21 protein-coding genes are annotated in these 23,850 nt (G+C 40.0%); 10 read left to right on the top strand and 11 right to left on the bottom strand.

Annotation, left to right across the window (positions count from 1 at the left end):
* The first annotated feature begins 48 nt into the window (after positions 1-48).
* Positions 49-627: a DUF998 domain-containing protein gene (locus TSIB_RS01270; RefSeq protein ID WP_048160148.1), complete on the top strand. Its 579-nt coding sequence runs from the start codon at positions 49-51 to the stop codon at positions 625-627.
* On the opposite strand, the gene TSIB_RS01265 is transcribed toward TSIB_RS01270, so the two are convergent.
* The 5 genes from TSIB_RS01265 to TSIB_RS01245 all read right to left on the bottom strand — a co-directional run bounded on the left by TSIB_RS01265 (position 624) and on the right by TSIB_RS01245 (position 8,592).
* On the bottom strand, positions 624-1,910 hold the full coding sequence (locus tag TSIB_RS01265) for an RNA-guided endonuclease InsQ/TnpB family protein (protein ID WP_048160147.1): 1,287 nt from the start codon (positions 1,908-1,910) through the stop codon (positions 624-626). The genes TSIB_RS01270 and TSIB_RS01265 overlap by 4 nt on opposite strands.
* 2 nt (positions 1,911-1,912) lie before the next feature.
* Positions 1,913-2,347, bottom strand: a complete 435-nt coding sequence (tnpA, locus tag TSIB_RS01260; RefSeq protein ID WP_015848547.1) for an IS200/IS605-like element ISTsi3 family transposase — start codon at positions 2,345-2,347, stop codon at positions 1,913-1,915.
* A gap of 217 nt (positions 2,348-2,564) precedes the next feature.
* A complete protein-coding gene (locus tag TSIB_RS01255; RefSeq protein WP_015848546.1) occupies positions 2,565-3,818 on the bottom strand; it encodes an ATP-binding protein in 1,254 nt (417 codons plus the stop codon).
* Positions 3,819-3,949: 131 nt separating this feature from the next.
* Positions 3,950-6,826: a leucine--tRNA ligase gene (gene leuS / locus TSIB_RS01250; RefSeq protein ID WP_015848545.1), complete on the bottom strand. Its 2,877-nt coding sequence runs from the start codon at positions 6,824-6,826 to the stop codon at positions 3,950-3,952.
* Positions 6,827-7,215: 389 nt separating this feature from the next.
* The gene (locus tag TSIB_RS01245; RefSeq protein WP_012766284.1) at positions 7,216-8,592 is read right to left on the bottom strand and encodes an MATE family efflux transporter; all 1,377 of its coding nucleotides are present in this window, start codon (positions 8,590-8,592) and stop codon (positions 7,216-7,218) included.
* Positions 8,593-8,963: 371 nt separating this feature from the next.
* Here TSIB_RS01245 and gcvH point away from each other — a divergent pair, with 371 nt between their 5' ends.
* A complete protein-coding gene (gcvH, locus tag TSIB_RS01240; RefSeq protein WP_048160145.1) occupies positions 8,964-9,368 on the top strand; it encodes a glycine cleavage system protein GcvH in 405 nt (134 codons plus the stop codon).
* Between the two features lie 11 nt (positions 9,369-9,379).
* On the opposite strand, the gene TSIB_RS01235 is transcribed toward gcvH, so the two are convergent.
* A complete protein-coding gene (locus tag TSIB_RS01235; RefSeq protein ID WP_048160144.1) occupies positions 9,380-10,243 on the bottom strand; it encodes an MBL fold metallo-hydrolase in 864 nt (287 codons plus the stop codon).
* A 90-nt stretch (positions 10,244-10,333) separates the two neighbouring features.
* Between TSIB_RS01235 and TSIB_RS01230 the strand changes: the two genes are divergently transcribed.
* The 6 genes from TSIB_RS01230 to TSIB_RS01205 all read left to right on the top strand — a co-directional run bounded on the left by TSIB_RS01230 (position 10,334) and on the right by TSIB_RS01205 (position 18,379).
* Positions 10,334-11,737 (top strand): ADP-specific glucokinase, encoded by a 1,404-nt coding sequence (locus tag TSIB_RS01230; RefSeq protein ID WP_012766280.1) that lies wholly within the window; start codon positions 10,334-10,336, stop codon positions 11,735-11,737.
* 111 nt (positions 11,738-11,848) lie between these two features.
* Complete coding sequence (mpgS, locus tag TSIB_RS01225; protein ID WP_012766279.1) at positions 11,849-13,033, top strand: mannosyl-3-phosphoglycerate synthase; 1,185 nt, start codon at positions 11,849-11,851, stop codon at positions 13,031-13,033.
* Positions 13,030-13,761: a mannosyl-3-phosphoglycerate phosphatase gene (gene mpgP / locus TSIB_RS01220; RefSeq protein WP_012766278.1), complete on the top strand. Its 732-nt coding sequence runs from the start codon at positions 13,030-13,032 to the stop codon at positions 13,759-13,761. Before mpgS ends, mpgP begins: the two co-directional genes overlap by 4 nt.
* The gene (locus TSIB_RS01215) at positions 13,758-15,140 is read left to right on the top strand and encodes a mannose-1-phosphate guanylyltransferase/mannose-6-phosphate isomerase (protein WP_012766277.1); all 1,383 of its coding nucleotides are present in this window, start codon (positions 13,758-13,760) and stop codon (positions 15,138-15,140) included. The genes mpgP and TSIB_RS01215 overlap by 4 nt, the downstream gene beginning before the upstream one ends.
* A 63-nt stretch (positions 15,141-15,203) precedes the next feature.
* Positions 15,204-16,577: a phosphoglucosamine mutase gene (glmM, locus tag TSIB_RS01210; RefSeq protein WP_012766276.1), complete on the top strand. Its 1,374-nt coding sequence runs from the start codon at positions 15,204-15,206 to the stop codon at positions 16,575-16,577.
* Positions 16,578-16,660: 83 nt separating this feature from the next.
* Entirely contained in the window at positions 16,661-18,379 is a 1,719-nt protein-coding gene (locus TSIB_RS01205) for a chloride channel protein (RefSeq protein WP_012766275.1), read from the top strand.
* Positions 18,380-18,427: 48 nt separating this feature from the next.
* Here the strand turns inward: TSIB_RS01205 and speB are convergent, their stop codons facing one another.
* The 4 genes from speB to TSIB_RS01185 all read right to left on the bottom strand — a co-directional run bounded on the left by speB (position 18,428) and on the right by TSIB_RS01185 (position 21,571).
* Positions 18,428-19,285, bottom strand: coding sequence for an agmatinase (gene speB, locus TSIB_RS01200; RefSeq protein ID WP_048160143.1), 858 nt, complete (start codon positions 19,283-19,285; stop codon positions 18,428-18,430).
* A gap of 70 nt (positions 19,286-19,355) precedes the next feature.
* Positions 19,356-19,772, bottom strand: a complete 417-nt coding sequence (locus tag TSIB_RS01195) for a translation initiation factor IF-5A (protein ID WP_012766273.1) — start codon at positions 19,770-19,772, stop codon at positions 19,356-19,358.
* Positions 19,773-19,842: 70 nt separating this feature from the next.
* Complete coding sequence (locus tag TSIB_RS01190) at positions 19,843-20,505, bottom strand: 16S rRNA methyltransferase (RefSeq protein WP_012766272.1); 663 nt, start codon at positions 20,503-20,505, stop codon at positions 19,843-19,845.
* Positions 20,477-21,571 (bottom strand): saccharopine dehydrogenase family protein, encoded by a 1,095-nt coding sequence (locus TSIB_RS01185; RefSeq protein ID WP_012766271.1) that lies wholly within the window; start codon positions 21,569-21,571, stop codon positions 20,477-20,479. The genes TSIB_RS01190 and TSIB_RS01185 overlap by 29 nt, the downstream gene beginning before the upstream one ends.
* A 63-nt stretch (positions 21,572-21,634) precedes the next feature.
* Between TSIB_RS01185 and TSIB_RS01180 the strand changes: the two genes are divergently transcribed.
* Positions 21,635-22,225, top strand: coding sequence for a metallophosphoesterase family protein (locus TSIB_RS01180; RefSeq protein ID WP_012766270.1), 591 nt, complete (start codon positions 21,635-21,637; stop codon positions 22,223-22,225).
* The gene (locus TSIB_RS01175) at positions 22,225-23,223 is read left to right on the top strand and encodes a hypothetical protein (protein WP_048160142.1); all 999 of its coding nucleotides are present in this window, start codon (positions 22,225-22,227) and stop codon (positions 23,221-23,223) included. Before TSIB_RS01180 ends, TSIB_RS01175 begins: the two co-directional genes overlap by 1 nt.
* Here the strand turns inward: TSIB_RS01175 and TSIB_RS01170 are convergent.
* Positions 23,183-23,836, bottom strand: a complete 654-nt coding sequence (locus TSIB_RS01170) for a DUF257 family protein (RefSeq protein ID WP_187146409.1) — start codon at positions 23,834-23,836, stop codon at positions 23,183-23,185. The genes TSIB_RS01175 and TSIB_RS01170 overlap by 41 nt on opposite strands.
* Positions 23,837-23,850: the final 14 nt, after the last annotated feature.

Raw genomic sequence — 23,850 nt, 5'->3', positions numbered from 1 at the left:
ACCTCTCTCAAAAAAGCCTTATATAAGTTAAGCGACAAACTAAAAACCATGAAGATAAATAAAACGCCCTGCCTGTCTTTGGCGTATCTCTCCGTAGCTGTACCGTTAATCTCAATCGCCATAGCAATACTTCTCTCAGATTGGTTCAGCATCACAAACAACGCCCTAAGCGACCTCGGGCATGCCACAAAAAGCCCAGTTGCACCAATATTTAACTTCGGCCTGAGCCTTGGAGGGGCCCTTATAATCTACACCTCAACATTGTGCATATACAAAATTAGCAAAGCTTTTTCCGTGGTGGGATTCCTAGTTGGATTTACCCTAATTCTGGTGGCAGTTTTCGATGAAGTTTACAGGGGACTTCATTTTGCAGTTTCCGTGGCATTCTTCCTCTCTCTTGCAGTGTTCCTAATTGCCTACGGGATATATTTCAAAAGCTACCTCCCACTTCCCGCCTTGGCAGTTGCAGTGGTTGCGTGGGTTATTCATTTCGCTTACGATGTCCCAAAAGGAGTGGCAATTCCGGAACTTATCTCAGTATTTGCAACAATTCCCTTTTACCTAGATGCAGTGAAGAGATTTCAAACTGACCTCCTCCCCGCCCTGAAGGGCGAGGGTTCGGCTTAATCCCTCGCCATTGACGGGGAGGTTTGAGGGGTCTCATTCGGACCCAAGATAAAGTGGGGCTTCAACCCCTCTGGCCCGGTCTCAGGCCCGTTACCCCTCCCCTGAGCATAAAGACCGCTCAGATTCGGGGTTATCGTTTTCACGGCCTTCCTCAAAATGTTGAAAGCACCAACTAAATCAGCATTGAACACAAGCCCCTCCACGGGACACATATACAGCCCACGGACAAACCTCGCCCCTTTATGAGGCTTCCCGCAGAGAGGGCACGTCTGAGAAGTGAAAGCCTCATTCACAACCACGACCTGAATACCATACTCCTCAGCAACCTCTGTTAAACGTTTAATCACGTAATTAAACCGCCAAACGTGAGAAAGGACGAAATTCTGCTTTCTGCCCTTGTCTGGTTCTCTTGAAATCTCCTTTGGATAGCCAACTACAATCCTCGAAACTCCCAGCTCGTAAAGCCTCCTAACCGTCTGCCTGACTGCGGTGTTAATGTAGTGTCCCGCTTGGAGTTTTGCCTTCTCGTGCATTCTCTTGAGCTTTCTGCTCGCCTTAGCCCCACTCTTGTTGAGTTTTGACTGATACTCAGCAATCCTCTTCTGCCAGTAAAAGCCAATGCTCTTCAACGGCCTACCATTGACCAGAAAACTCTCCCCATTCTCAACGTAAACGGCCATTAAATTGTTCACTCCTAGGTCAATGCCAGCCACGAGGTTGCCTTTCGGCGTTCTTGGGAGTTTAACCCAAGAATTGCCTTCCAGCTTCTCTTCGACGGTGTAGCTGATGTGGGCGTACCACTTCCTCTTCACGTCGTCGTAGATGATTTCCAAGCGCCCTTGCTTGCCTTTCAGGTGTATCCGCCCCTTAAACTGGACTTCCAGCTTTTTGAATTTCCCAAGCCCCTTGAGAATTACCTTGTTCCCATCAATCCTGTACTGGTCGTTCCTGAGGACAATTAAGGGCTTCCTCTTTCCCTCTTCTTTCAGGTAGTTCGGTGGTTTTGGCCTCAGCCACTTGGGAAGTTCTTTTCGCTTCTTTATGAGGGAGAAGAAGCTCCTCCAAGCTTCAGCGTTCTTCCTCGCTATCTGCTGAACTGTCGCAGAGCCAATCTCACCCTTGTACTTCTCATAAACGATTTTTTCAGTCCTGTTAAAATCAACAGGTTCGTGGTTGAAGAACTGTTGCCTGCGAAGGTAATTCACTTCATTCCAGACTTTGGCACCAGCGTCAGCTAGCTCGAAGAGGGCTTTCTCTTGTTCTTTTGAGGGCTGGAGTTTTATCCTTACTGTCCTCTTCGTTTTAACTCACGCTCCCATTGGGTTTCTACGTAGTGTTTTACGATCTCGTCGGTTATGTATCCGGCCGAGGCTACAAAATAGGAGCGTGACCATAACCTCCCGTGGGCAGTTTTTGTTCTCAATTCTGGAAATTCTTGGAGGAGTTTTCTTGCACTCTTCCCCTTCAGGTGGTTGATTATTCTTGCTGGGGCGAGGTCGGGTTTTGCTCTGAGGAAGACGTGAACGTGGTCGGGAATTACTTCAAGGGAGATCACTTCACACCCGATTTCTCCGGCGAATTCTTTGAGCATTTGTTTTAATCTTTCAGCGACTTTCCCGGTGAGGATGTCCCTTCGGTATTTTGGTATCCATACGAAGTGGTAGGCGAGGAAGTGTTTTACGTGTCTCGTTGAGCTAAATGCTGGTATTCTGGTCTCCATATTGAACCCTCTAATGTATGGTACGCACTTGAGGTTTAAATGTTTTTCGCTTTCATAGGTGGAGGACTTGTTTTGGAATTACTGCATCCCCGCCCTAAAGGACAAGGCATTCAAAAGAAAAAGTAAAGAAGGATGAGAAATGCACGATTTAATAACATCCTTGAGGGATACCAACGAAAGCTTTCTTTTCCAATTTTAGCTTTTGGATAAGGCGTAACTAAGGTTGAGCTTTGCAAGGCTTTGTAACATCCCTGCAGTCAAGAACTTCTGCATTTTCTGGAGCTCTCGGCAATACTTTCTTGTCCGGAACTATAAGAAGCTTCTTCTTGGCATTAAGGCCTTCAAATTTCTCCTCAACCTTTCTGATGTCCTTCTCTTTAATCTTCTCCTTCCATTTAGCCTCGGCAACCAAGTACAGCTTTTTATTTCTCAATAATGCAATATCTACTTCCAAATCTGGCATCTCAATCCTGACAGGCTGGAGGGAGTATTGTTTTGCCAGCAATCTTTCGAAGAACCTCTCAACGTAGTGTGGCATTCTCTCCCTAAGGATTCTTTCCACAACTTCGTCTGGAACCTCGGTTTCAAAGAAACCATATTTGGCGTTCAAATAATATGCGAAATCCACCACAGGGGACAAATGTCTGTACTTGAATATTTTCTTCCTCTTCCCGAAGATTGGTATTCTCTCAAGGATTCCCATGTTAACAAGTGTCTCAAGATAAGGGGCAACTGCACTGTGAGTTTCCTTTTCTATGAGCCCCCTTGAATAAAGCTCGTTAGCTATCTCCCCCGAACTTGACTTCCCATCTGCAACGGCCTCAAGTATTGCGGAGTATCTCATTGTTAATTCCCTCTCTTCTTCTGTGAAGATTTCACCAATTAAGCTGGGAACGTTCCCCTTCAAAGTCGCCCCAAAGGTTGAAAAAACTCTCTCGCCAAGATTTTCAATGGCTGGAGCCAACCAGGGTTCTTGAACAAGAACGGCGAGCTCTATCAGGGTTTTTCCACTGTGACCTAATCCTTCAACAAAATTAATAGCATCCTGTGGATCAACCAAACCCAACTCCCTTAGATAAAAAAGCCCTAGCAATGGGCTGTTGCTCCCTATAAACCTCTTGAAATAGTGCCTTGTTGAAGTTATAAGTATAAGCTCACCCATTCCTGACAATCCCTGAATGGCTGAGAAGAAGGGTTCGCCAAGCCTGTGAAACTCGTCAATGACAACTTTTCCTTGCTTCAGGAGAAGTGGAAATACTCTCATGAACTCCGAGAACGAATATATTTCGCCTCTCTTTATTTCAAATATCTCCCTACCACTCGTTACAATAAAGTAGTGGGAATATTTTGCCCTCTCTCTAATGTAGAATGTTTTTCCCGTTTTTCTTCTTCCATAAACCAGCAACCATTTTGCATCCAGAACATCCCTAAGCTCGTGACGTTCAATAATCTTCATTATGCTAATCACCATTATGCTAATTATGGTTAGTGATATATAAATGTTACTATCTGAAAACCTTGCCCTTTAGGAGGAGAGGGCCAGGATGAGACAGATACATATGCTAAAGTTAAAAGAAGAAAAACAAAGGCAATATTCACTACTCACTCAATATAAACTGCAGGTTTCATTGGCATTGCTTGTTTCTTCTTTCCGCCTTTGTCTTCTTCAGGGTTTATGATAATCTCGAGGCCGGTTTCACGCTCTATGAAGTCCTTTGCCTGTCTTAGGGCTTTCTCCTCATCAATGCGCTTGAGGTCAAAAGCTCTCTCCTTGACGAGCTTCTGAATTAGCTTTGAAACTCCCTTGCCGTGCTTCCTCATCTCGGGATCCTTCATGACTTCGCTCGTTGCCGCCTTGAAGTCCTTCTTCTCTGCAACCACTTGGGCAACTTTCCACTTCCATTCCTCTGCAGTGTAGATGTAAGCCCTCTTCGCGTTCTCAAGCTTCGCAACGCTGACGATCTCCTTTATGTCCTCGATGAGGGTCTTGATATACTCTTCCTCAAGCTCTATTGTTTTGTTCCACCACTCCTCAACGGGTTCTGGCCACTCGGCCAAGCTTACAAAGCCCTCTCCTCCAAGTCTCTCCCATAGCTCTTCACATATGTGTGGTGTGAACGGTGCCATTAACCTAACCCATACACCGGCCAGCTTTCTTAGTGTCGAGCGCTTTGCTTCGTCGTCCCTTCCCTCTGTCCTCCTCATGTACCATCTCAGGTCGTTTAGTATGCTGTAGAAAGCCCACTGGACTGCCGTTCTGGTTCTAAATTCTTCCAAAGCCTCGGTAGTACCTTTTATGGCTTTGTTAACTCTGTGCAGTAACCACTTATCGATGTCCATTAGCTCAACATCTTTTTCTTCATATTGGGCGAACTCGCTTATCAGCTCGTAAAATCTCTCGATTTGTTTTCTAAGCTTTCCAACCTCGCTTCTCTTCCAGTCAAAGTCACTGTCGTGCTCGGCAAGGCTCATTATGTAAAGCCTGACTACATCGGCCCCGTTCTCTTCTATTGCGTCTATGAAGTTCAGGACGTTACCTTTACTCTTGCTCATCTTGGCTCCTTCGAGGGTTCCAAAGCCATTCACCGCTATACCTCTTGGCCAGTGCTTCTTCCTAAAGATGGCCACGTGGTTGAATATGAAGAACGTTAAGTGGTTTGGTATAAGGTCTTTGGCAGAGCAGCGCCAGTCAAGTGGGTACCAGTACTCGAACTCTTCTTTCATTTCCCTCAGGAATTCCTTTGGAATGTCTGTTTTCTCGCTCAGTTCTTCTTCCCTAGCTTCACTCTTTTCTTCAAGGAATAGATAGTCAAAAACCTCTGGGACTAGTTGCTCTCCTTTAATGCCGTACTTGTTTATGGCTCTTGATATTGTGTAGTATGCCATATATATCGTGGAATCGCTAAGGCTCTCAATCACCCATTCTGGATCCCATGGAAGAGGAGTACCTAAACCAACTTTCCTTACACAGGCCTTCTTGTCAAGCCACTCTAAAATAGCCTCAAATTGTGTTCTCCTTGACTCTGGCAGGATTTTCATGTTTGCCAAAGCCTCTCTTGCCTTTGCCTTCCACTCCGGATTTCCATAGTCAATGAACCACTGATCATGGATTATTTTCACCACTGCTCTGTTTCCAAATCTTGAGATAACGTTCTTATCAGAAAACTCGTACATTCTGTCGGCGATTCCTTTTTCGGTCATGTCCTTAGCTACTAAGTCCTTCACTTCACTAACCGGCTTTCCTTTATAAGGTTCAATTTTAAAGATACCTCTGTGGTATTCGGCCTTGTAAATATTCTTTGTTGCTTGCTCAAGTTTTTCCACATCTTTTTGACTTTTAACACTCAACTTTTCACTTTCATCGACTGCAGGAAATTCTCCATAACCCTCTAGCTTTATCAGAGAGACATAAGTTATATTTTCAACTATTCTCGGATCTATATCATATTTCACCAACAAGTTAGTATTTTTCTTTATGTCTTCCAAAGCCGCATGATCAAATGGAGCATGTGCTGGAACACTCATGACAACCCCAGTGGCATTATCTGGATCTACAAAGTCTGCAGGTAAGATAATTATCTCATCCTCAGTAACGGGATTTTTAACCCATTTTCCAATGAGCTTCTCTCCCTTAAACTCTTCCAAAATTTCAATTTCTTTATCTTGGAAGCTTAACTTGTAAGCAGCTTCTTTAGTTATTATCCAAACTTCCTCTATGTCTTTGTTCTTGATTTTTGCTTTTACATATGTTGCTTCTGGATTCAACCACATGTTTGTTACTCCATACACTGTTTCAGGTCTTAATGTGGCTGCTGGCAAGTAAGCAACCTCGCCGTTTTCTTCAAGGATGAACTTTATCAGAACATAGTCCAATATTTGAACATCTTCCCCCTCAATTAAGTCATGATCCCCCAAAGGAGTTCCAACTATTGGATCCCACCTAACGTAGTGAGTCCCCTTAACTACCAAACCTTTCTCTTTTAACTTCAGGAACTGCCATTCTATGAACTTACTGAAGGGCGGAAAAAGAGATGTAGTATGGAACTCTCTACTCCAATCAACGCTAAAACCTGCTCTGATGAAGGTTTCCCTTGCAGTTTTCATAAAGTATTTTACTATGTTTATTGGATCTTCGAAACTCCATAGAATATCTTCCGGGACTTTATAAATATCTCTATATAAGTAAACTGTTTGAGGATCACGATGCTTTATCCTCTCAGCTATCCCAACTATTGGAGAACCGGTTATATGCCATGCCATCGGGAACAAAACGTTGTATCCCTGCATCCTCTTGAATCTTGCAATCACGTCTGGTATTGTATAAGTTCTAGCATGCCCAACATGTAGATGCCCGGATAAATATGGGAACGCAACCGTTATGTAGAATTTTGGCACTTTTTCATCCATTTGAGGCTCAAATACTTTCTCTTCCAACCATTTGTTCTGCCATTTTTCTTCAATAGCTTTGAAATCTACCATGTTCTAACCTCCTTGAAGTTGTTAAAAATGCCTTTTAAAAGAGTTTGCCCACAACAAAGAGAGCCGGAGTTAAAGCTAGGGGGTAAGCTAATAAAGTCAGCATAAGAGGAATACCAGATTATGGAGAACTCGATCCCCCCTCATAAGCATCGGCCTTTATCTTGATAATTAGAATATTTAAATCTTTTGGAAGAGTAGAGAAAGATAGCTCCAGACGGCCACTTCTTTTCAACTTTTTTTCTAATTTCAAACTTCCGTAACCTGGCCTTTGGATATCTTGCTACAAATGAACTACCCGTCCTTATAGATAAGGTCTTTGACTTTTTTCTTTTTCAAGCCTCGCCATTCAGGACGGGGAGAAGATCAGTCAGCTGAATATTATAAACCAATTAAAAAATCGAAAACTTTTCTTTTAACCTTATTATAGTCATCTTACCCCATGTAAAACTCACAAGCGCTGCTATCATATTTCCAAGAGCGACCCCTATCCAAACACCACTCAAACCTATATCAGAATAGAATGCAAAAATATAAGCAAACCCAACCTGCATTATAATTGTTCTTAATGTTGTCACAATAAGTGATTTTTCTCCTTGGCCAATACCTCTAAACATCGCTCCTGTTAACATGCCAAAAGGTACAAACGGTAAAAATAATGCAAGTATTCTTAGTGCCCTAACAAGTCCATTTGCCAGTTGTTCAGCCCCTTCTGAATATGTGAAAAGATACGTTATTGGGGAGGCAAATATGAAAATAAACATAGTAACTAAGAGTTCAACCAAAAATCCTAATTTTATAGCGTAGAGATATGCAATTTCAAGTTTTTCAATATCCTTAGCTCCATATGATGCCCCTACAATAGCAGTTGTTGCGGTAGCCATTCCTAAAAGTGGGACTGTTCCCAGCATTATAATTCTCCAAGCACTTGTGAATATTGCCACTGCATCACTACTACCAATTCTAATAATTATGGTATTTATGAAAAACATTGCAAAAGACATTGCTAGCTGGGCCAAGGCAGAAGGGAGGCCCACTCTGAGAATATCTATAAAAATTTCTCTGTTGGGGTCAAAATCTTTAAGCGTTATATCCACATAAGTATCTCTTTTAAAAAACAACCAAAAGATCAAGAATCCTGAGGTTATTATCATCGAAAGCAAAGTAGCATATGCTGCCCCAACCACTCCCAGTCCCAAAGTGTAAATGAAGATGGGATCCAGTATTATATTTAATCCGGAACCAAGAACCATTGCATACATGGATCTTTTTGTATCCCCTTCCCCTCTAAGGATTCCATTTGCTACGTTATTAAATACTATCACGGATGCCCCAAGTATCAAAATCCTTGAATATTTAACCGCCAATTCAACAATTTCTTGGGTTGCTCCCATCTCTACAAATATGGTCTCAATTACAGGAAACAAAAGCACTGATAATAGGACTCCTAAGAATAAGCCTGTTATTACTGCATGATCTGCAACATTATCCGCACCCTTCTTATTCTGGGCCCCTATCCTACGGGAAATGGCTGAGCTTGCTCCTACTCCCAATCCAGATGCAAGAGCTATTAAACCCATAAATATTGGAAAGAACAAACCAATAGCAACCAATGCATTAGAACCTAAACCTGCTACCCAGATGCCATCGACTAGATTGTAGAGAGATTGAACTAACATCCCTACCATCATGGGAAGGGAAAGTTTAATCACTGCCCTCTTAGGCTCTCCCAGTAACATTTGAACACCTTTAGTAACTTTTTGACTCATCCTCTATCCCCCAGATTTTGGAAAATTTTTTGAAGTAGCTTTGGAAACTTATTTTCTCTTCCTCAGAGAAATTCTGAAATATGATTACTTCCATGTCTTTGTCTAAATAATTAATTTCATCTTTTAATTCTATCCATCCCCCCAGCGATCTTGATGAAATACTTTCTACCTTTCTTTTTGAAAGTCTCGCCTTACTGGCCGGGTCATGCTACCACTACTGACTATCACACTAATGGGGAAATTGCCGACCAATTTCCTCAAAATATTAAAAGCACCATTCAAATCAGCATTAATAAGGGTTCCTATTGAAACTTTTCTTGATAGAGAAAGATTTAAATGTTTCTCAGCTATAAAATGTCATGGTGATTGTTATGATTGAGGCCGGAGAATCTAAAGTTAAAGAAGGGCTCTACTACACTAAGGACCATGAATGGGCCCAAATTATGGAAGATGGAACAGTTTTGGTAGGAATAAGTGACTATGCCCAAAAGGAACTTGGAGACTTGGCTTATGTTGAACTCCCAGAAGTCGGAAAAGAAGTGTCAAAGGGTGACGTTCTCTGTGAAGTAGAGAGCGTAAAAGCTGTAAGTGAGGTCTATGCTCCAGTAAGTGGTGAAGTCATTGAAGTTAATGAAGAACTCGAAGAAGCTCCAGAAAAGATCAACGAAGATCCTTATGATGCATGGATTGCCAAAATAAAACCAAGCAATCTTGAGGAGGAATTAAAAGATCTCATGACTGCCGAAAAGTACGCCGAGTATTTAGAATCCCTCTGATTTTCTTCTCTTTAAATCAATTCACCAAAAAATAAAACTTCTTCTAAAGGCCGGGCATCATATCCAAGACCTCCTAAAATTTGGGCAAATTCCCTAGCATGACCATATCGAGTGTAGATTTTTTCAGGGCTCACTTTTTCAATTATCTTTACAAGCTCCCAAAAGTCTGCATGGTTGCTTAATTTTAAATTGCCAAATCCGGATACAAACAGTTCCGAGGGATGGATCGCATCGAATGGTTTTTTGGTTTTAAATCCTCTTACTACAACCTCACCATCTTCTTCAATATTGTTGAATTTCACACCAAATTTTTCATACACTTTAGCAACTTTCCGTATGCCGTTTGAAACTCTGGCAGAATAACCATGAATATCCAGAATTTTAAGTAGTTCTTGAGCCTTCCCCATTTGATTTGCGTATAAAGTTGGAACTTTTTTTCTATCTAAAACTTCCTCTACAAAAGCTATAAGCTTCTTCTCTGCCTCTTTTGGAGTCGGAAAGTTATACATGGGAAGTCCATAGGTGGCTTCAATAATCAAGACATCTGCTTTTCTGAATTCACTCTTTTCAGCTGTTCTAAGTTTGAACCACTTCACATCTCCAGTGTAAAGGAGTGAAAATTCATCAAACTTAATATAGAGCTGGGCAGAACCCAGCATATGGCCCGCAGGATAAAGTTTTGCCTTGTAGTCACCAACGTAAAAACTCCGCTCAAAACTGTAGGTTTTGTAAAACCCGGCTTTCTTGAGGTGGCTGAGGAACTTTGTAGGCCTTGTTGAGATTATAATATCAGCACTAACAAAATGATCGCTGTGGGCATGGCTTTGAAAAGCAATTTTTGATGAAGAGTCCAATCCAATCCCTTTGATTATCATCATCCATAGTTTAAGGTAAAAGCTTTTGAAGTTTATCTTAGCTAATGTTTATTAATTTTGAATGCATACTAACACTGAAGGTGATAAGCTATGAAGGAAAGCCTCAAAGAGAGGATAAAATTATGGAAAAACCTATATATGAACGCCTTCGAAAATGCTGTAAATGCAATTCCGAATGTTGAAGGCGTTCTTTTGGCCTACAACACAAACATTGATGTCATAAAATATCTTAATAAAGATGATTTGGAAAGGAGGATAAACCAAATAGGGAAAGAACGAGTTTTTGAGGTTATTAAAGCTCCCACCGAGAGAATTTCATCGCTTGAGCATCTTTTTGGTGGGATATTAAGAAGCATAAAACTCGGAAAGGCTATAGAGTGGTTTGTAGAAAACGAAGAGATTAGGAGATATTTGAGGGAATGGGGATGGGATGAGCTGAGAATTGGAGGTCAAGCAGGAATAATGGCAAACCTTATTGGAGGAGTTTATAGGATTCCCACTATTGTTCATGTACCTCAAAATCCAAAACTTCAGGCGGACTTATTTGTAGATGGACCAATTTACGTCCCTATTTTTGAAGGAAAGGAATTAAAACTGGTTCATCCTAAAGAAGCAGTTAAAGAAGAGAACGAACTCATCCACTACATATACGAGTTTCCCAGAGGATTTCAGGTTTTTGACATTCAGGCCCCAAGAGAAAACCGATTTATAGCTAACGCTGATGATTACAATGCAAGAGTTTATATGCGGAAAGAATTTAAGGAAAGCTTTGAAAAAATAGCCAAAGGAGTTGAGCTAGCAATAATAAGCGGCCTTCAAGTCCTCAAGGAGTATTACTCCGATGGGACAACCTATCGAGATGTGCTGGATAGAGTAGAAAGTCATCTAAATATCTTAAACCGATACGGTGTGAGAAGTCACTTTGAATTCGCATATACTCCTAATAGGCTAGTTAGAGAAGAGCTCATAGGAATTTTATCAAAATTCACAAGTGTGGGCCTGAATGAAGTGGAACTTGCTTCCATAGTCGAGATAATAGGAGACGAGACTCTTGCAAAGGAAGTACTTGAGGGTCATGTATTTCCCATCATTGATGCAATAAACCTCCTAATGGATGAGACAGGAATCGATAGGATTCATCTCCATACTTACGGTTACTACTTGGCCCTAACCAAGTACAGAAGCGAAGAAGTTAGGGATGCATTATTATTTGCTTCATTAGCAGCTGCGGCAAAAGCCATGAAAGGGAATATTGAAAAGATAGATCATGTTAAAGATGCCCTAAGTGTTCCCACAAACGAGCGAGCTATTGTATTCGAAGAAGAACTTGAAAAAGAGTTCACAGAGTTTGAAAATGGCCTGATCGATATGGTAGATAGACAGCTTGCCTTCGTGCCAACAAAGATAGTAACCTCGCCAAAGAGCACGGTGGGTATTGGGGACACTATTTCAAGTTCTGCATTTGTAAGTGAATTTGCCATGAGAAAAAGTTAACCCTCTCTATTTTTCTAACTTAGGGTAAAAGTTATATATGGAGAAATATAAGAAGTATTAAGCAGATGTTTTGATCTTTCTACCTGCTTTACTCACTTTGGAGGTGGTAATATGCTCTTAGAAGCTCCTGTTTATAAGGAAATCTTTGGAGCTGTAAAAATTTATGAACTGCAGAAAGTCATCAAAATGGATACTGAAACTGAAGATGTCCCGATGTTCACAGTACAGAATATCCCAAGAGAGGATATTTACAAAACAATCGGAGAGATGACAACAGTAGTCCCTATGAAAAATGAAAAACTTCATTTAGTGGATGGTGTCCTCAAAGCTATCCCTCACAAATCACCAATTATAATTGTTTCGAATAGCAAACGAAAAGGGCCCAACAGATTTAAACAAGAAGTTGATCTGGTAAAACACTTCTGTAATCTAACACATTCCAAAGTTATTATGATTCATCAAAAAGACCCCGGATTAGCAGAAGCGTTTAAAGAAGCTGGATACAACGATATTCTGGATGAAAAAGGTCTCGTGAGAAGTGGAAAGGGCGAAGGAATGATTGTGGGAATATTACTTGCAAAAGCCATAGGAGCAAAATACGTTGGATTTGTTGATGCTGATAATTATATCCCTGGAGCCGTTAATGAGTATGTAAAAGATTATGCAGCTGGATTCCTTATGAGTGAAAGCGAATATACTATGGTCAGACTCCACTGGAGGCATAAACCAAAAGTTAGTAAAGGAACGCTGTACTTTAAAAAGTGGGGGCGAGTAAGCGAAATAACTAACCGCTACCTTAATCAACTCATAAGTGAAAAAACCACGTTTGAAACCAATATAATGGTAACCGGAAATGCAGGAGAACATGCCATGACAATGAAACTTGCAGAAATTCTACCTTTCTCAACCGGGTATTCAATAGAACCTTATGAAATAGTTTACCTCTTGGAACGTTTCGGTACGTGGGAAAACGCAGAGGAGGCTCAAGATGTCTTCGATCAAGGAATAGAGATCTTCCAACTAGAAACTCTAAATCCACATTTCCATGAAGACAAAGGCCAAGAACATGTAAAAGAAATGGCTTTGCTTTCACTAACCACCATATACCACTCAAAACTTACCTCAAAAAGGTTGAAAAATAGCATTCTTGAAGACCTCAGAATGCATGGAATAATAAAAGAGAATGAAGAGCCACCAAAACCAATGGTTATGAAACCCATAAAAGACATAGACATCAAGAAGTGGATGAAAACATTAGAGACCCATCAAGAGACTCTAATGAGGTTTGATTTATGAAAGTTATTTTCCTCGACCTAGACAAGACACTGATTGGAGATGATTATTCCCCAGAACCTGCAAAAGAGACAGTGAATTTTCTAAAAGAAAGAGGGTTCAAAATAATCTTTAACTCCTCAAAAACAAGACTTGAGCAAGAATACTACCGAAGCACTCTGGAAGTAAAGGACCCCTTCATTGTTGAAAATGGAAGTGCTGTTTACATTCCAAAAAATTATTTTCCTTTCGAATTTCCTTTCACTCGGGGAACACAGGATTACAAGATCATTGAACTTGGAACACCGTATGAAATTATAAAAAGGATTCTTGATAAAATAAGCACCGAATTTGGTTTGAAATACTATGGAAACTCAAGCATCGAGGAAATCGTGAGATTCACAGACCTTCCAAGACGTCTTGCAAAACTGGCTACACAACGAGAATACTCAGAAACTCTATTTAAGTGGAACAAATCCGGATTCGAAGAAAAACTTAAGAAAAATGGCCTTAAAGTCTCAAAGGGAAGCCGATTTTACACTGTAACGGGGCCCACAGATAAAGGAAAAGCGACTAGAGTTCTCCTGAATTTGTACTCTAAACTAGAAAAGGTCGAAAGTTACGCCGTAGGAGATGGAGAAAACGATATTCCTATGTTAGAAGTTGTTGATAATCCTTTTGCAATTGGGCTCTCTTATAATAGAGCTAAAAATATAAAGAAAATAAGTGAATTAATAGAGGTGATAAGATGAAAACCCTAATCCTCGCTGGAGGAAAAGGTACTCGTCTCTGGCCATTGAGTAGAAAATTAATGCCAAAACAATTCATAAGAATTTTTGACAATACTTCACTTTTTCAAAAAACAATGGAGAGGGCACTAAAGTTTTCAAACCCCAAAGAGATATTCATCGTTACAAACAGGGAGTACAATTTTAGAGTTCTAGATGATTTAAATGAACTTGGCATAGATGTCCCCAAGGAGAACATCCTTCTAGAACCAGTGGGGAAAAACACGTTACCTGCTATTTACTGGGGAATGAAAATTATAGAGGAGAACTATGGAAAATCAAAAGTCGCAGTTTTGCCCTCTGATCATCTCATAAAAGTTAACGAAGACTACATAAAAGCTTTTGAAAAGGCTAAAAAACTTGCTACCAATTATTTTATCACGTTTGGGATTAAACCTACGAGGCCTCACACAGGATACGGATACATAAAACCTGGAGAGAGGCTTGAAGGTGGTTATAAGGTAGATGAATTTAAAGAAAAACCAGATTACGAAACTGCAAAGAGATACGTAGAAAACGGGTATTATTGGAACAGTGGAATGTTTTTATTTGACAGTAGACTTTTTATTGAGGAAGTAAAACGAGTGAACCCTGAGGTTTATCAGGCATTTGAAGAAGCAGAAGACGTAGAAAAAGCCTATGAAAAAGTTCCTGAAGTCTCTGTAGATTATGGCGTGATGGAAAAAACAGATAAAGCGGCAATAGTACCCTTAAACATATATTGGAATGATTTAGGAAGCTTTGATGCCCTTTATGAGGCCTTTGAAAAAGATGAGAGTGGAAACGCCATCCGAATAAGCGGATTTAAAGGAGATCACATAAACATTGACTCAAAAAATAATTTGGTAATAACAGAAAGATTAACAGCTACAGTTGGTGTAGAAGATTTAGTAATAATAGATACCGGAGATGCACTTCTTGTAGCTAAAAAAGGTGAAACTCAAAAGGTCAAAGAAGTTTACAAAAAATTAATTGAAAAACATGATGAAAGAGCATTAGTCCACAGAACTGCCTATCGGCCTTGGGGATCCTATACAGTACTAGAAGAAGGGGAAAGATACAAGATAAAACGCTTAACGGTACTTCCCGGCATGAGGCTTTCTGTGCAAAGACATTACCACCGCTCCGAACATTGGGTTGTAGTTAGGGGTACTGCAAAGGTAAAAATTGGAGATAAAGAACTTCTTTTAAGGCCTGGGGAGAGTACGTTTATTCCAGCAGGAGTCATCCACAGACTTGAAAATCCAGGAAAAGTAACTCTCGAAGTCATAGAAACTCAGATAGGTGAATATTTAGGAGAAGACGACATTGAACGTTTCCAAGATGACTTTGGGAGAGATTAAAAATGGAAAAACCGATAGGCAATTATCTCGGAGCCAATAAAAGTGCTTATACGGGGTGAGAAAATGGGCAGAATATTCGGAACATTTGGTGTTAGAGGGATTGCAAACGAAAAGATAACTCCTGAATTTGCACTTAAAATAGGAATGGCCTTTGGAACACTGCTTAAAAGAGAGCAGCCAGACAAAGAGCTCTGGGTGGTTATAGGTAGGGATACAAGAGTTAGCGGAGAAATGTTAAAAAATGCATTGATAAGCGGTCTTTTAAGTGTTGGAGTCAATGTAATAGATGTCGAGGTGGCCCCAACCCCAGCCATCCAGTTCGCGTGCAAATATTTTGGGACTGATGGGGGGGCCGTGATAACAGCATCCCATAACCCCCCAGAATACAATGGAATAAAACTCCTTGAACCAAATGGTCTTGGTCTCAAAAAGGAAAGAGAAGCCATTGTTGAGGAGCTTTTCTTCAAAAAAGAATTTTATAAAGCAAAATGGAACGAGATAGGCCAGTTGGTGGAGAGAGATATAATAAGGCCCTACATAGACACGATAAAGGCTAAGGTAGATGTTGAAGCAATAAAGAAAAGAAACCCCTTTGTTGTTGTGGACACTTCAAATGGTGCTGGCTCATTAGTGTTACCATACCTTTTAAGGGAGCTCGGATGCAAAGTAGTCAGCGTAAATGCTCAACCAGATGGTCACTTCCCCGCAAGAAACCCAGAACCAAATGAAGAAAACTTACAAGGTTTTATGAAAATAGTCAAAAGCCTTAAAGCTGATTTTGGAGTTGCCCAAGATGGTGATGCCGATAGATCAGTATTCATAGACGAAAATGGAAATTTTATACAGGGTGACAAGACTTTCGCTCTTGTAGTAAAGGCAATGCTAGAAGAAAACAAAGGAGGATTGGTTGTAACTACAATAGCGACATCCCATATAATTGATGAGCTTGCCAAGATGTATGGAGGGAAAGTTCTGAAAACGAAAGTAGGAGACTTGATAGTTTCCAGAGCTTTGCTTGAACACAATGGACTTGTAGGAGGAGAAGAAAACGGAGGAGTTATTTTCCCAGACCACGTCTTAGGTAGAGATGGTGCCATGACAGTCGCAAAAATAGTCGAGATCTTTGCAAAAAGAGGAAAGAAATTCAGCGAACTCATAGAAGAACTTCCAAAATTCTACCAAGTAAAGACCAAGAAGCACATAGAAGGTGATAGAAAAGCAATAGTGGCAAAAGTGGCAGAGATCGCGGAGAAAGAGGGATTAAAAATCGACACAACGGATGGGACAAAGATTCTCTTTGAAGATGGATGGGTTCTTATAAGAGCGAGTGGAACTGAACCAATAATAAGAATCTTCGCAGAGGCAAAAAGCGAGAAAAGGGCCAAAGAGTACCTTAATATAGGTTTAAAACTGCTGGATGAAGTATTGAAAGCTTGATCTTTTGTGATCCTTTTTAACCTTAATATATTCACCTTTGGTTTCTTTAACATTTATAATAACTTCAAGCCTACTCGAAGTTGATGAAAGTAGGGGAATACATAAAAAAGTGGACAACAGTTCTTCTGCTTTCCCTTATTATTGGAATAGTAGGAGGATTCGGGGCAGTCATCTTTAGAAAACTAATTTCTCTCATGAGGGGATTATTTTTTGAAGTTTTACTACCCCATATATCGATATATTACAACGGATATAACCTTGGATACATTCTCCTCCCAGCAATAGGAAGTATCATGGTGGCCCCGATAATTAAAAAATATCCAGAATTAAAGGGAAACGGGATACCAGAAGTTATAGAGGCCGTAATATTCAAAAAAGGTGAGATAAAAGGAATTCTAGCACTTTTGAAAACATTGGCAACTTCAATCACCATTGGAAGTGGAGGAAGCGTTGGAAGGGAAGGGCCCATCGGTTTTATTGGAGCTTCTCTAGCTTCAGAACTATCCCAGTACTTTAATCTCTCTCCAGAAATGAAGAAACTTCTAACTACTTGTGGATTAGCTGCTGGAATAGCAGGAACATTCAACACACCCTTTGCTGGAGCAATTTTTGCTCTTGAAGTCGTTTATATGGGAATCTTTTCAATAAATCTAGTTCCAATATTTCTCTCAGCTGTAATTGGGAATACTGTAACCCTTTTGCTTTTGGGAGAAGCTTTTGAAGTCAATATCCCCCTTCAAATTGTCCATGCACATATTGAACTCCTCTTTCTGTTCTTTATGGGCTTAATATTTGGAATCCTAGCTGCTTATTGGGCAAAGTTCCTATTTTGGCTTACCGATATATTTGAAAATGTGAAAACACCCTTATGGATAAAACTCCTCCTTGGAGGATTAAGTGTTGGTTTCATTGGAATGTTCTTTCCCAATTATGGGATACTAGGTGTTGGTTATGAAGGAATGGAGCTTGCTATTGCCGGGTTATTACCACTTACCCTACTTATTCTTCTTGGAATTGGAAAAATGCTAGCAACATCCATAATGATTTCTTCTGGACATAGTGGAGGTATATTTGCTCCAAGTCTTTACATTGGTGCATTACTTGGAACCGCATATGGAACTATCCTAAATCTCCTTTTCCCAAACATTGGTATCAATCCAGCTGTTTATGCTTTAGCTGGAATGGCAGCATTCTTTAGTGGCCTGATTCAGGCCCCTATAAACCAAATACTCATGGTGGCAGAGATCACAAAGGGATACACCCTCCTCCCGGGAGTAATAACCTCAGCAACGACGAGCTTTTTAACAGCAAGATTCATCCTAAAAGGTTCCTCTGTATATACTCTAAAGCTTGAGCGGAAGGGTATCCACATAAAGACTGGTCGTCCAGTTGTCTTAGAAACTATCCCAGTAAAAGAAATTATGACAATAAATCCCGTGTTTGTATACAAGTGGAATACCTTAAATTACGTTGAAGAGATGGTTGGAAAAACCGGCCACGATTGTTTTCCAGTAGTTGATGAGAATATGGAAGTATTGGGTGTTGTTGGTGTAAAAGACTTTTTAAATCGTTCTCAAAGAATAAAAGCCCTACCTGTTGGAAGATTCCTTCGTAAGGAATATGCTCTTGGATATCCAACTGAAACTGCCCATGATGCATTTGAAAAATTGATGAAATACGATCAAAATCTTCTTCCTATTGTTGAAAGTCCTGAGAGCAAAAGACTCATTGGAGTTGTAACAAAGAGAGACATCTATAAAGCCTATTATCGAGCAATAAGAGAAATGTATATAGAAGACTAACCTCCTCCCGCTCTGAACGACGAGGCTTCCAGCCCGCAATAATAGTGATCATTTTGAGAGCATTCCAATCATGTAAAAGAGAAGCTTTGCAGCAGTTAAGGCCGTGACATCTCCAAGCTCCATTCCGGCCACTTCCATTATATCAAAGCCAATGACTCTTTTATGCTCTACAAGCCACTCCAAAGCCTCTATAACTTCCCAAAATCCTAAACCACCTGCTTCAGGAGTCCCTGTAGAAGGCACCATTGAAAGATCAAAGACATCTACATCTATTGATATGTATATTGGTTCTGGGAGTTTTTTCACAATCTCCTTGAAATTGGTGATACTGTAATCTCTGGCATGAACCCATGGAATATCATTCTCTCTCGCGTATTCCACCTCTTCTTTAGTGCCACTCCTTATTCCAAACTCAGTGACCTTTATACCAAGTTCTGAAATTCTTCTTGCAACACATGCATGATTCCACGGATTTTCTTCATAGCTCTCCCTTAAATCAAGGTGAGCATCAAAAACAACATAGCTCTTTGGATTTAAAGCTTTCACAGGTGCATAGGTCATAGAGTGCTCGCCACCTAATACCACGGGCATGGCGTTGGGATTTATCTTCTTGATTTCTTCTACAGTTCCAACACCCCTCTTTATGGTTTCAAGTGGATTGCCCGCAACTATCGCTAAATCACCAACATCGGCTATCCTTACCTCTGCAAGGTCAACATCATAATCCAAGATATAGCTTTCCAAATTGAGCGTGGCCTGTCTTATTAACGTAGGCCCAAACCTCGTTCCGGGCTTGTAGGAAGTCGTTCCATCAAAAGGAATCCCCAATATAACAAAATCTCCATCCTCTACATCACTCATCGGGAATTCAAGTTTTAAACTTTCATATGTATAAAGAAACTCCATTTCCCTCACCGAAGAGAGGTCTAATAAGTGAGTTAAAAAGTTTTGGAAAAATAAACCCAAGAAAAAAAAATCAACTGCTTTCTCCCTTAAGCTTCATGATCTTTATTCTTCCAAGAGTCTCCCAGTACTCGACGTTAATTCCTTCTTTAAGCTTATCTTTGATCTCCTCATTAACCCCTGTAGCTATTGGAACATCAAAGAGATCGTAAGTTTCCATGTCCATGAGCTGGACAGTATCAGGAGTGATAGCTATAATCTGTCCTGTCTTCTTGTCAATAATTGGAACATCAACTTCAGCACTTGTTGGCTTCACAATGCTCCTGACCTTACCATCAAATATTCCAACAGCTTCAATTCTTGCTTTTGCTGAACCGTGCTTCCCAGGGGATGAAACAGTAATGTTAGCTATTCTACATGGTTCGTCGTCAATAAGGATGTATCTTCCAGGTTTAAGCTTACTAACCTGAACTCTAGTTTTATCTCCCATTTTCCTTACCTCCCGCAAACGTTCTTGATGTGGTTTATTTTAAGCATTTAAAAAATTTTTGAAGAAAGTTCTACCAAAGTAAACTTCCCTCGTAGTTTATCAAAACTTCATTGACAACGCTCCATGCCATCAAAGGCTCCTTGTAAATACTGATCTTCTCTCCTTCCAACACGCTCAAAAAGTCCCCATGAGGAAATCCTCCCACGATAACTGCTGGAGAGATGTATTCATTCAGTTTCCTTCCAAAGCTCTGAGGGCTCATTAAAACCCCATTTTCATGCATTATGAAAACTGCATCCGGGCCGATATCCCCGATAATCTCGGAAAGAGTTTTGTTTTCTATTCTTAGCAGTGCAAGGTCTTTTGGGATTACTCTATTTTTAAATAAGCTCTCCATTAAACCCACAAAACGATTATAGTTCCGGGGCAATCTTGTTTCTGGTTTTATATAGATAACCTCATTATTCCTTGTGTGTACATAAACCCTAAGTTTCCCTTCTTTATTCAATATACTCTCTAATGCGTTTATAAGGCAGAGATGAACTATATCTGGCCTTCCTCTTCTTTCTCCATCTTTTAAAGATTTAAGAGCAGTGTGGTGATATGTAGAATCCAGAAGAATCTCTTCTGGCTTTTTGAATCTTCTCTTAGCATGGCTAATAATTGAGGGGTGATTTTGAAGCTCTTTGGGCACAAGTTCAAGTTCACTGTCCGCAATTATCAGGTGAAGCACTTTTATTCACCTCTACCAAAATATCCCTCTTTTTGAGTTCCCGCATTATCTCTATGTAAGTGTCCTCCCTCATTCCAAGAACCTCTGGAGGGATAACTCCATAAGCACACAACCCTTTTGCTACAATGCGAGCTACTATAGCCGTCGTAAAACCGGTAACACGGGCCATCGATGTAAAACCATCTTTTTCTTCATCATACAGGAAATACCTAACTTCCATGGATCTATCATTAATTCTGCCTTTTCCAATAACTTCCATTATTGAAAAATCCGGGCTTTCGTATGTCGTTAATGGAGATATCACATTAAGAGTATTTTCCAAGTTTTCCGAACTGAAGAACCCAAGTTCCCTTAAGATTTTCATCTTGGCTAAATGTCCTGGCCAGCGGAGTGTCCATTCCTCCAGTCTCTTAGCATTAATATTCTCAAGAAGCGAGCGCAGGCCATCGCTTACAAATGCTTCAAATTCTCTATTACCGATGTTCACGTTTTTAATCCCCTCTAGAGGATCCACAGAAACAATCTTTCCATCTCTTATGACTCTCGCAGGCCTAGTATACTCTTCAATTAAATCGTAAGGAGACCATGTTATTCTATAATATAATGGAGGTTTAGGTTCTTTTGGAAGGCCTCCGACATAAATATAGGCCTCTTCGAGTTCATCCATTTCCTGATAAATTCGTCCTAGAAATATGTGACTGAGGCCCGGTGCAAATCCAGCATCAAATACAACAGTTACCTGAGCTTTCTCCGCTTTATCATAAAGTTCCATGGGATTTTCAGGCATGAAAGATACATCTACTATATCAACGCCTGCTTTAATTGCAGCTTTAACAGTAGAATAACCGAACCTGCCCGGCAGTGCTCCAATAACTAATTCAAATTGCCGCATGATTTCGACTAGTTCATTAAAGTTCGAAGCATCTATTTTTATGGTTTCTGCAAATTTTGAGAGTTCTTCTAATCTCCTTTCACTTACATCGCCAACAGAAACCTCAAACTCATCTTTTAAATCCCAAGCTATAGCCTTTCCAACATTCCCTGCTCCAAGTATTAAAACCTTCATTATAGATCACCTCCCTTTGTTGGAAGAAACCTATATAAAATGTTATCGTGAAAATAATCTAAGATGAAACTTAATTTACCGAGCTTTCTACGGAGGAGGGGACTCCCAGAGGCATTACTCGAAACTTCAGAACCAAAGATCATGCACATAAGTGATACACCGGATAACATATACCCATTCATTCTAAACTTAATAGAAAAGAGTAGACCAGCGTACATAATTCATACCGGAGATCTTGTAGATAATATAAAACTCGAAAGACGACCCGAACTTAAAGAGAGATATAAAAAGAGAGTTCAAAAACTTTTAGATATCCTAGAAAACTCTAATGCCACAGTATATATAGTGCCTGGAAATGAAGATGACCCAAAAATACTCAGAAAATTTTCTAAAAAGGCAAAAATAGTAAAGCCTAGGGATATCATAGACATAGAGGGAATTAGACTGGCTTTGGCTCACGAACCTTATGAATTAAAAGATAACGAACCCATTGATTTTGCATTATATGGTCATAACTTTAAAGTTATCGAGAAAGGCCTAAATGGAGTCCTAAACATTAATTTCATTCTCCCATACAGCAAACGTGTTATCAAGGTCAAATACCCAGATGGAACAAATTTTGAAAGAGGTTATAAAGTGATGAGGGGGTTATAATGAGGTTAATGCGTTTTGGGCCGTCGATGCTCTTTTTGAGAACTTCGAATATTGAAGAAGGAGAGAAGTTCATTGGCAATCTATTCAGTGTCTCAAAGACTTCGGTTGATGAGGCTTGGAACAAAAGCGGGGAACTAAATACTATTGTTTTTGTAACTCCATCAGAGGAATGGAAAACCATTTTAGACTTAAGGAGAGGGGCTTTTTTGATAGAGATGAGAAGTGACAGCGTGTTAAAAGAACTTTTGAATGCAAAGGCCCCTTTTGAAAGAGCTAACCTTGGGCCCCAAATAATACTTCTTCGAGTTCCAAAAGAAGCGGAAAAAACTGCAGAGATAGTACCTCAAAGATATGGGGCAATAGAGACCAGCTTCGCACGGGGAGTGAATGAAGGAGAGGAGAAAGATACATTACTCATTGTGACGGACAAAAAACTTGTTGACCATGTTAATATAAAGGACATAAAAGGGTCCTTCTTAATCAAAAAGAACTTTATAGAAGTTTATAGAACTCTTAGAACGGACTTACCAATTCTACTCTTTAAGCTGCTCCCTGAAGGATGGCAAGAAATAACCATAAGAATATACGATAACGAAAAGAGGTATGACGAAAATATAGAAAGAGTACTTCTTGTGCTTGAAGACCTTGACTTGGGATACGTTGTGAGTGAAGGATGGGACTGGGACTATCCAAGGCCTTTCATGAGAATTAGAGTCTACAAAATAAAACTCATAACATGGGAAGATCCACTTAGAATAAAGTTTCTTCTTAAAGGTCTAGAATACAAAGGATACCAAAGGTTTGCCGATATCGACGTCTTTGTAGAAGGAAAAAAGATTCCTTGGGTAGAGGTATCAAAGGAATACCAATCAAAATTTGAGCTTGCCAAAGCAGCTCGAGAAGAGCTTGAAAGTTTATTAAGTGAAGAAACTAGAAAAGTGCTCAATGAAATTGAAACTAAAATTTTAAATGACAAAGATCCTCAAGAGGGATCTTAAATTCCTTTCCATAATCCTCCAAACGTGGAGACTTCCTAATTTTAATTTTTAATGTTCCTTCTTCATGGATAACCTCCAGCACTCTAGAAGCTGCCTCTTCTAATTGCAAGAGCAATGCCTTTGTCGCTATATCCCTGTTTATGAAATAAATTCCTACCCTCTCTTCATCACCAAAAACATAGCGTGTGTAATTTGTAGCATATAATTCAAATACCTCTTCCCTTTCCTGGAGATGTACAAGCCTTTCAATTCCAAAGATGAAGTACACTATATTTTTGTGGGTTTCATAGTATTCCCGAAGAATTTTAGAATATCTAGAGGCATATACTGTAATATCTTGGTGGGGGTCCAAATAACCTATCATCTTGCCAAGCTTTATGTTCCCCCCTATTTTTATTACATCAAGCTCATGTGTGAAAGATGTATCCTTGCCAGCAATATCAAGATTTAATTTCAACATTGATAAAATATCTAAAACATCCAAGACAAGTATATTATCAGTAATTTTCTCAGAAATTCCTACCAGCCATTTAAAAATTAAATGAATGGGCTCACTAGAAGAATATTCTATGACAATTCCTTCTTTCCACATCACTGACTTTGCATATTCCAAGATTTCCTCCTCCA

This window comes from Thermococcus sibiricus MM 739, from assembly GCF_000022545.1.
GTDB classification, from domain to species: Archaea; Methanobacteriota_B; Thermococci; order Thermococcales; family Thermococcaceae; genus Thermococcus_A; species Thermococcus_A sibiricus.
This window is presented reverse-complemented; position numbering and strand designations above follow the sequence as displayed.

Bases quoted from the DNA above. Each gene is read 5' to 3' on its own strand.
- TSIB_RS01270 (WP_048160148.1), top strand. From the start codon at position 49: ATGAAGATAAATAAAACGCCCTGCCTGTCTTTGGCGTATCTCTCCGTA.
- tnpA (WP_015848547.1), bottom strand. From the start codon at position 2,347: ATGGAGACCAGAATACCAGCATTTAGCTCAACGAGACACGTAAAACAC.
- TSIB_RS01255 (WP_015848546.1), bottom strand. From the start codon at position 3,818: ATGGTGATTAGCATAATGAAGATTATTGAACGTCACGAGCTTAGGGAT.
- leuS (WP_015848545.1), bottom strand. From the start codon at position 6,826: ATGGTAGATTTCAAAGCTATTGAAGAAAAATGGCAGAACAAATGGTTG.
- TSIB_RS01245 (WP_012766284.1), bottom strand. From the start codon at position 8,592: ATGAGTCAAAAAGTTACTAAAGGTGTTCAAATGTTACTGGGAGAGCCT.
- gcvH (WP_048160145.1), top strand. From the start codon at position 8,964: ATGATTGAGGCCGGAGAATCTAAAGTTAAAGAAGGGCTCTACTACACT.
- TSIB_RS01235 (WP_048160144.1), bottom strand. From the start codon at position 10,243: ATGATAATCAAAGGGATTGGATTGGACTCTTCATCAAAAATTGCTTTT.
- TSIB_RS01230 (WP_012766280.1), top strand. From the start codon at position 10,334: ATGAAGGAAAGCCTCAAAGAGAGGATAAAATTATGGAAAAACCTATAT.
- mpgS (WP_012766279.1), top strand. From the start codon at position 11,849: ATGCTCTTAGAAGCTCCTGTTTATAAGGAAATCTTTGGAGCTGTAAAA.
- mpgP (WP_012766278.1), top strand. From the start codon at position 13,030: ATGAAAGTTATTTTCCTCGACCTAGACAAGACACTGATTGGAGATGAT.
- TSIB_RS01215 (WP_012766277.1), top strand. From the start codon at position 13,758: ATGAAAACCCTAATCCTCGCTGGAGGAAAAGGTACTCGTCTCTGGCCA.
- glmM (WP_012766276.1), top strand. From the start codon at position 15,204: ATGGGCAGAATATTCGGAACATTTGGTGTTAGAGGGATTGCAAACGAA.
- TSIB_RS01205 (WP_012766275.1), top strand. From the start codon at position 16,661: ATGAAAGTAGGGGAATACATAAAAAAGTGGACAACAGTTCTTCTGCTT.
- speB (WP_048160143.1), bottom strand. From the start codon at position 19,285: ATGGAGTTTCTTTATACATATGAAAGTTTAAAACTTGAATTCCCGATG.
- TSIB_RS01195 (WP_012766273.1), bottom strand. From the start codon at position 19,772: ATGGGAGATAAAACTAGAGTTCAGGTTAGTAAGCTTAAACCTGGAAGA.
- TSIB_RS01185 (WP_012766271.1), bottom strand. From the start codon at position 21,571: ATGAAGGTTTTAATACTTGGAGCAGGGAATGTTGGAAAGGCTATAGCT.
- TSIB_RS01180 (WP_012766270.1), top strand. From the start codon at position 21,635: ATGAAACTTAATTTACCGAGCTTTCTACGGAGGAGGGGACTCCCAGAG.
- TSIB_RS01175 (WP_048160142.1), top strand. From the start codon at position 22,225: ATGAGGTTAATGCGTTTTGGGCCGTCGATGCTCTTTTTGAGAACTTCG.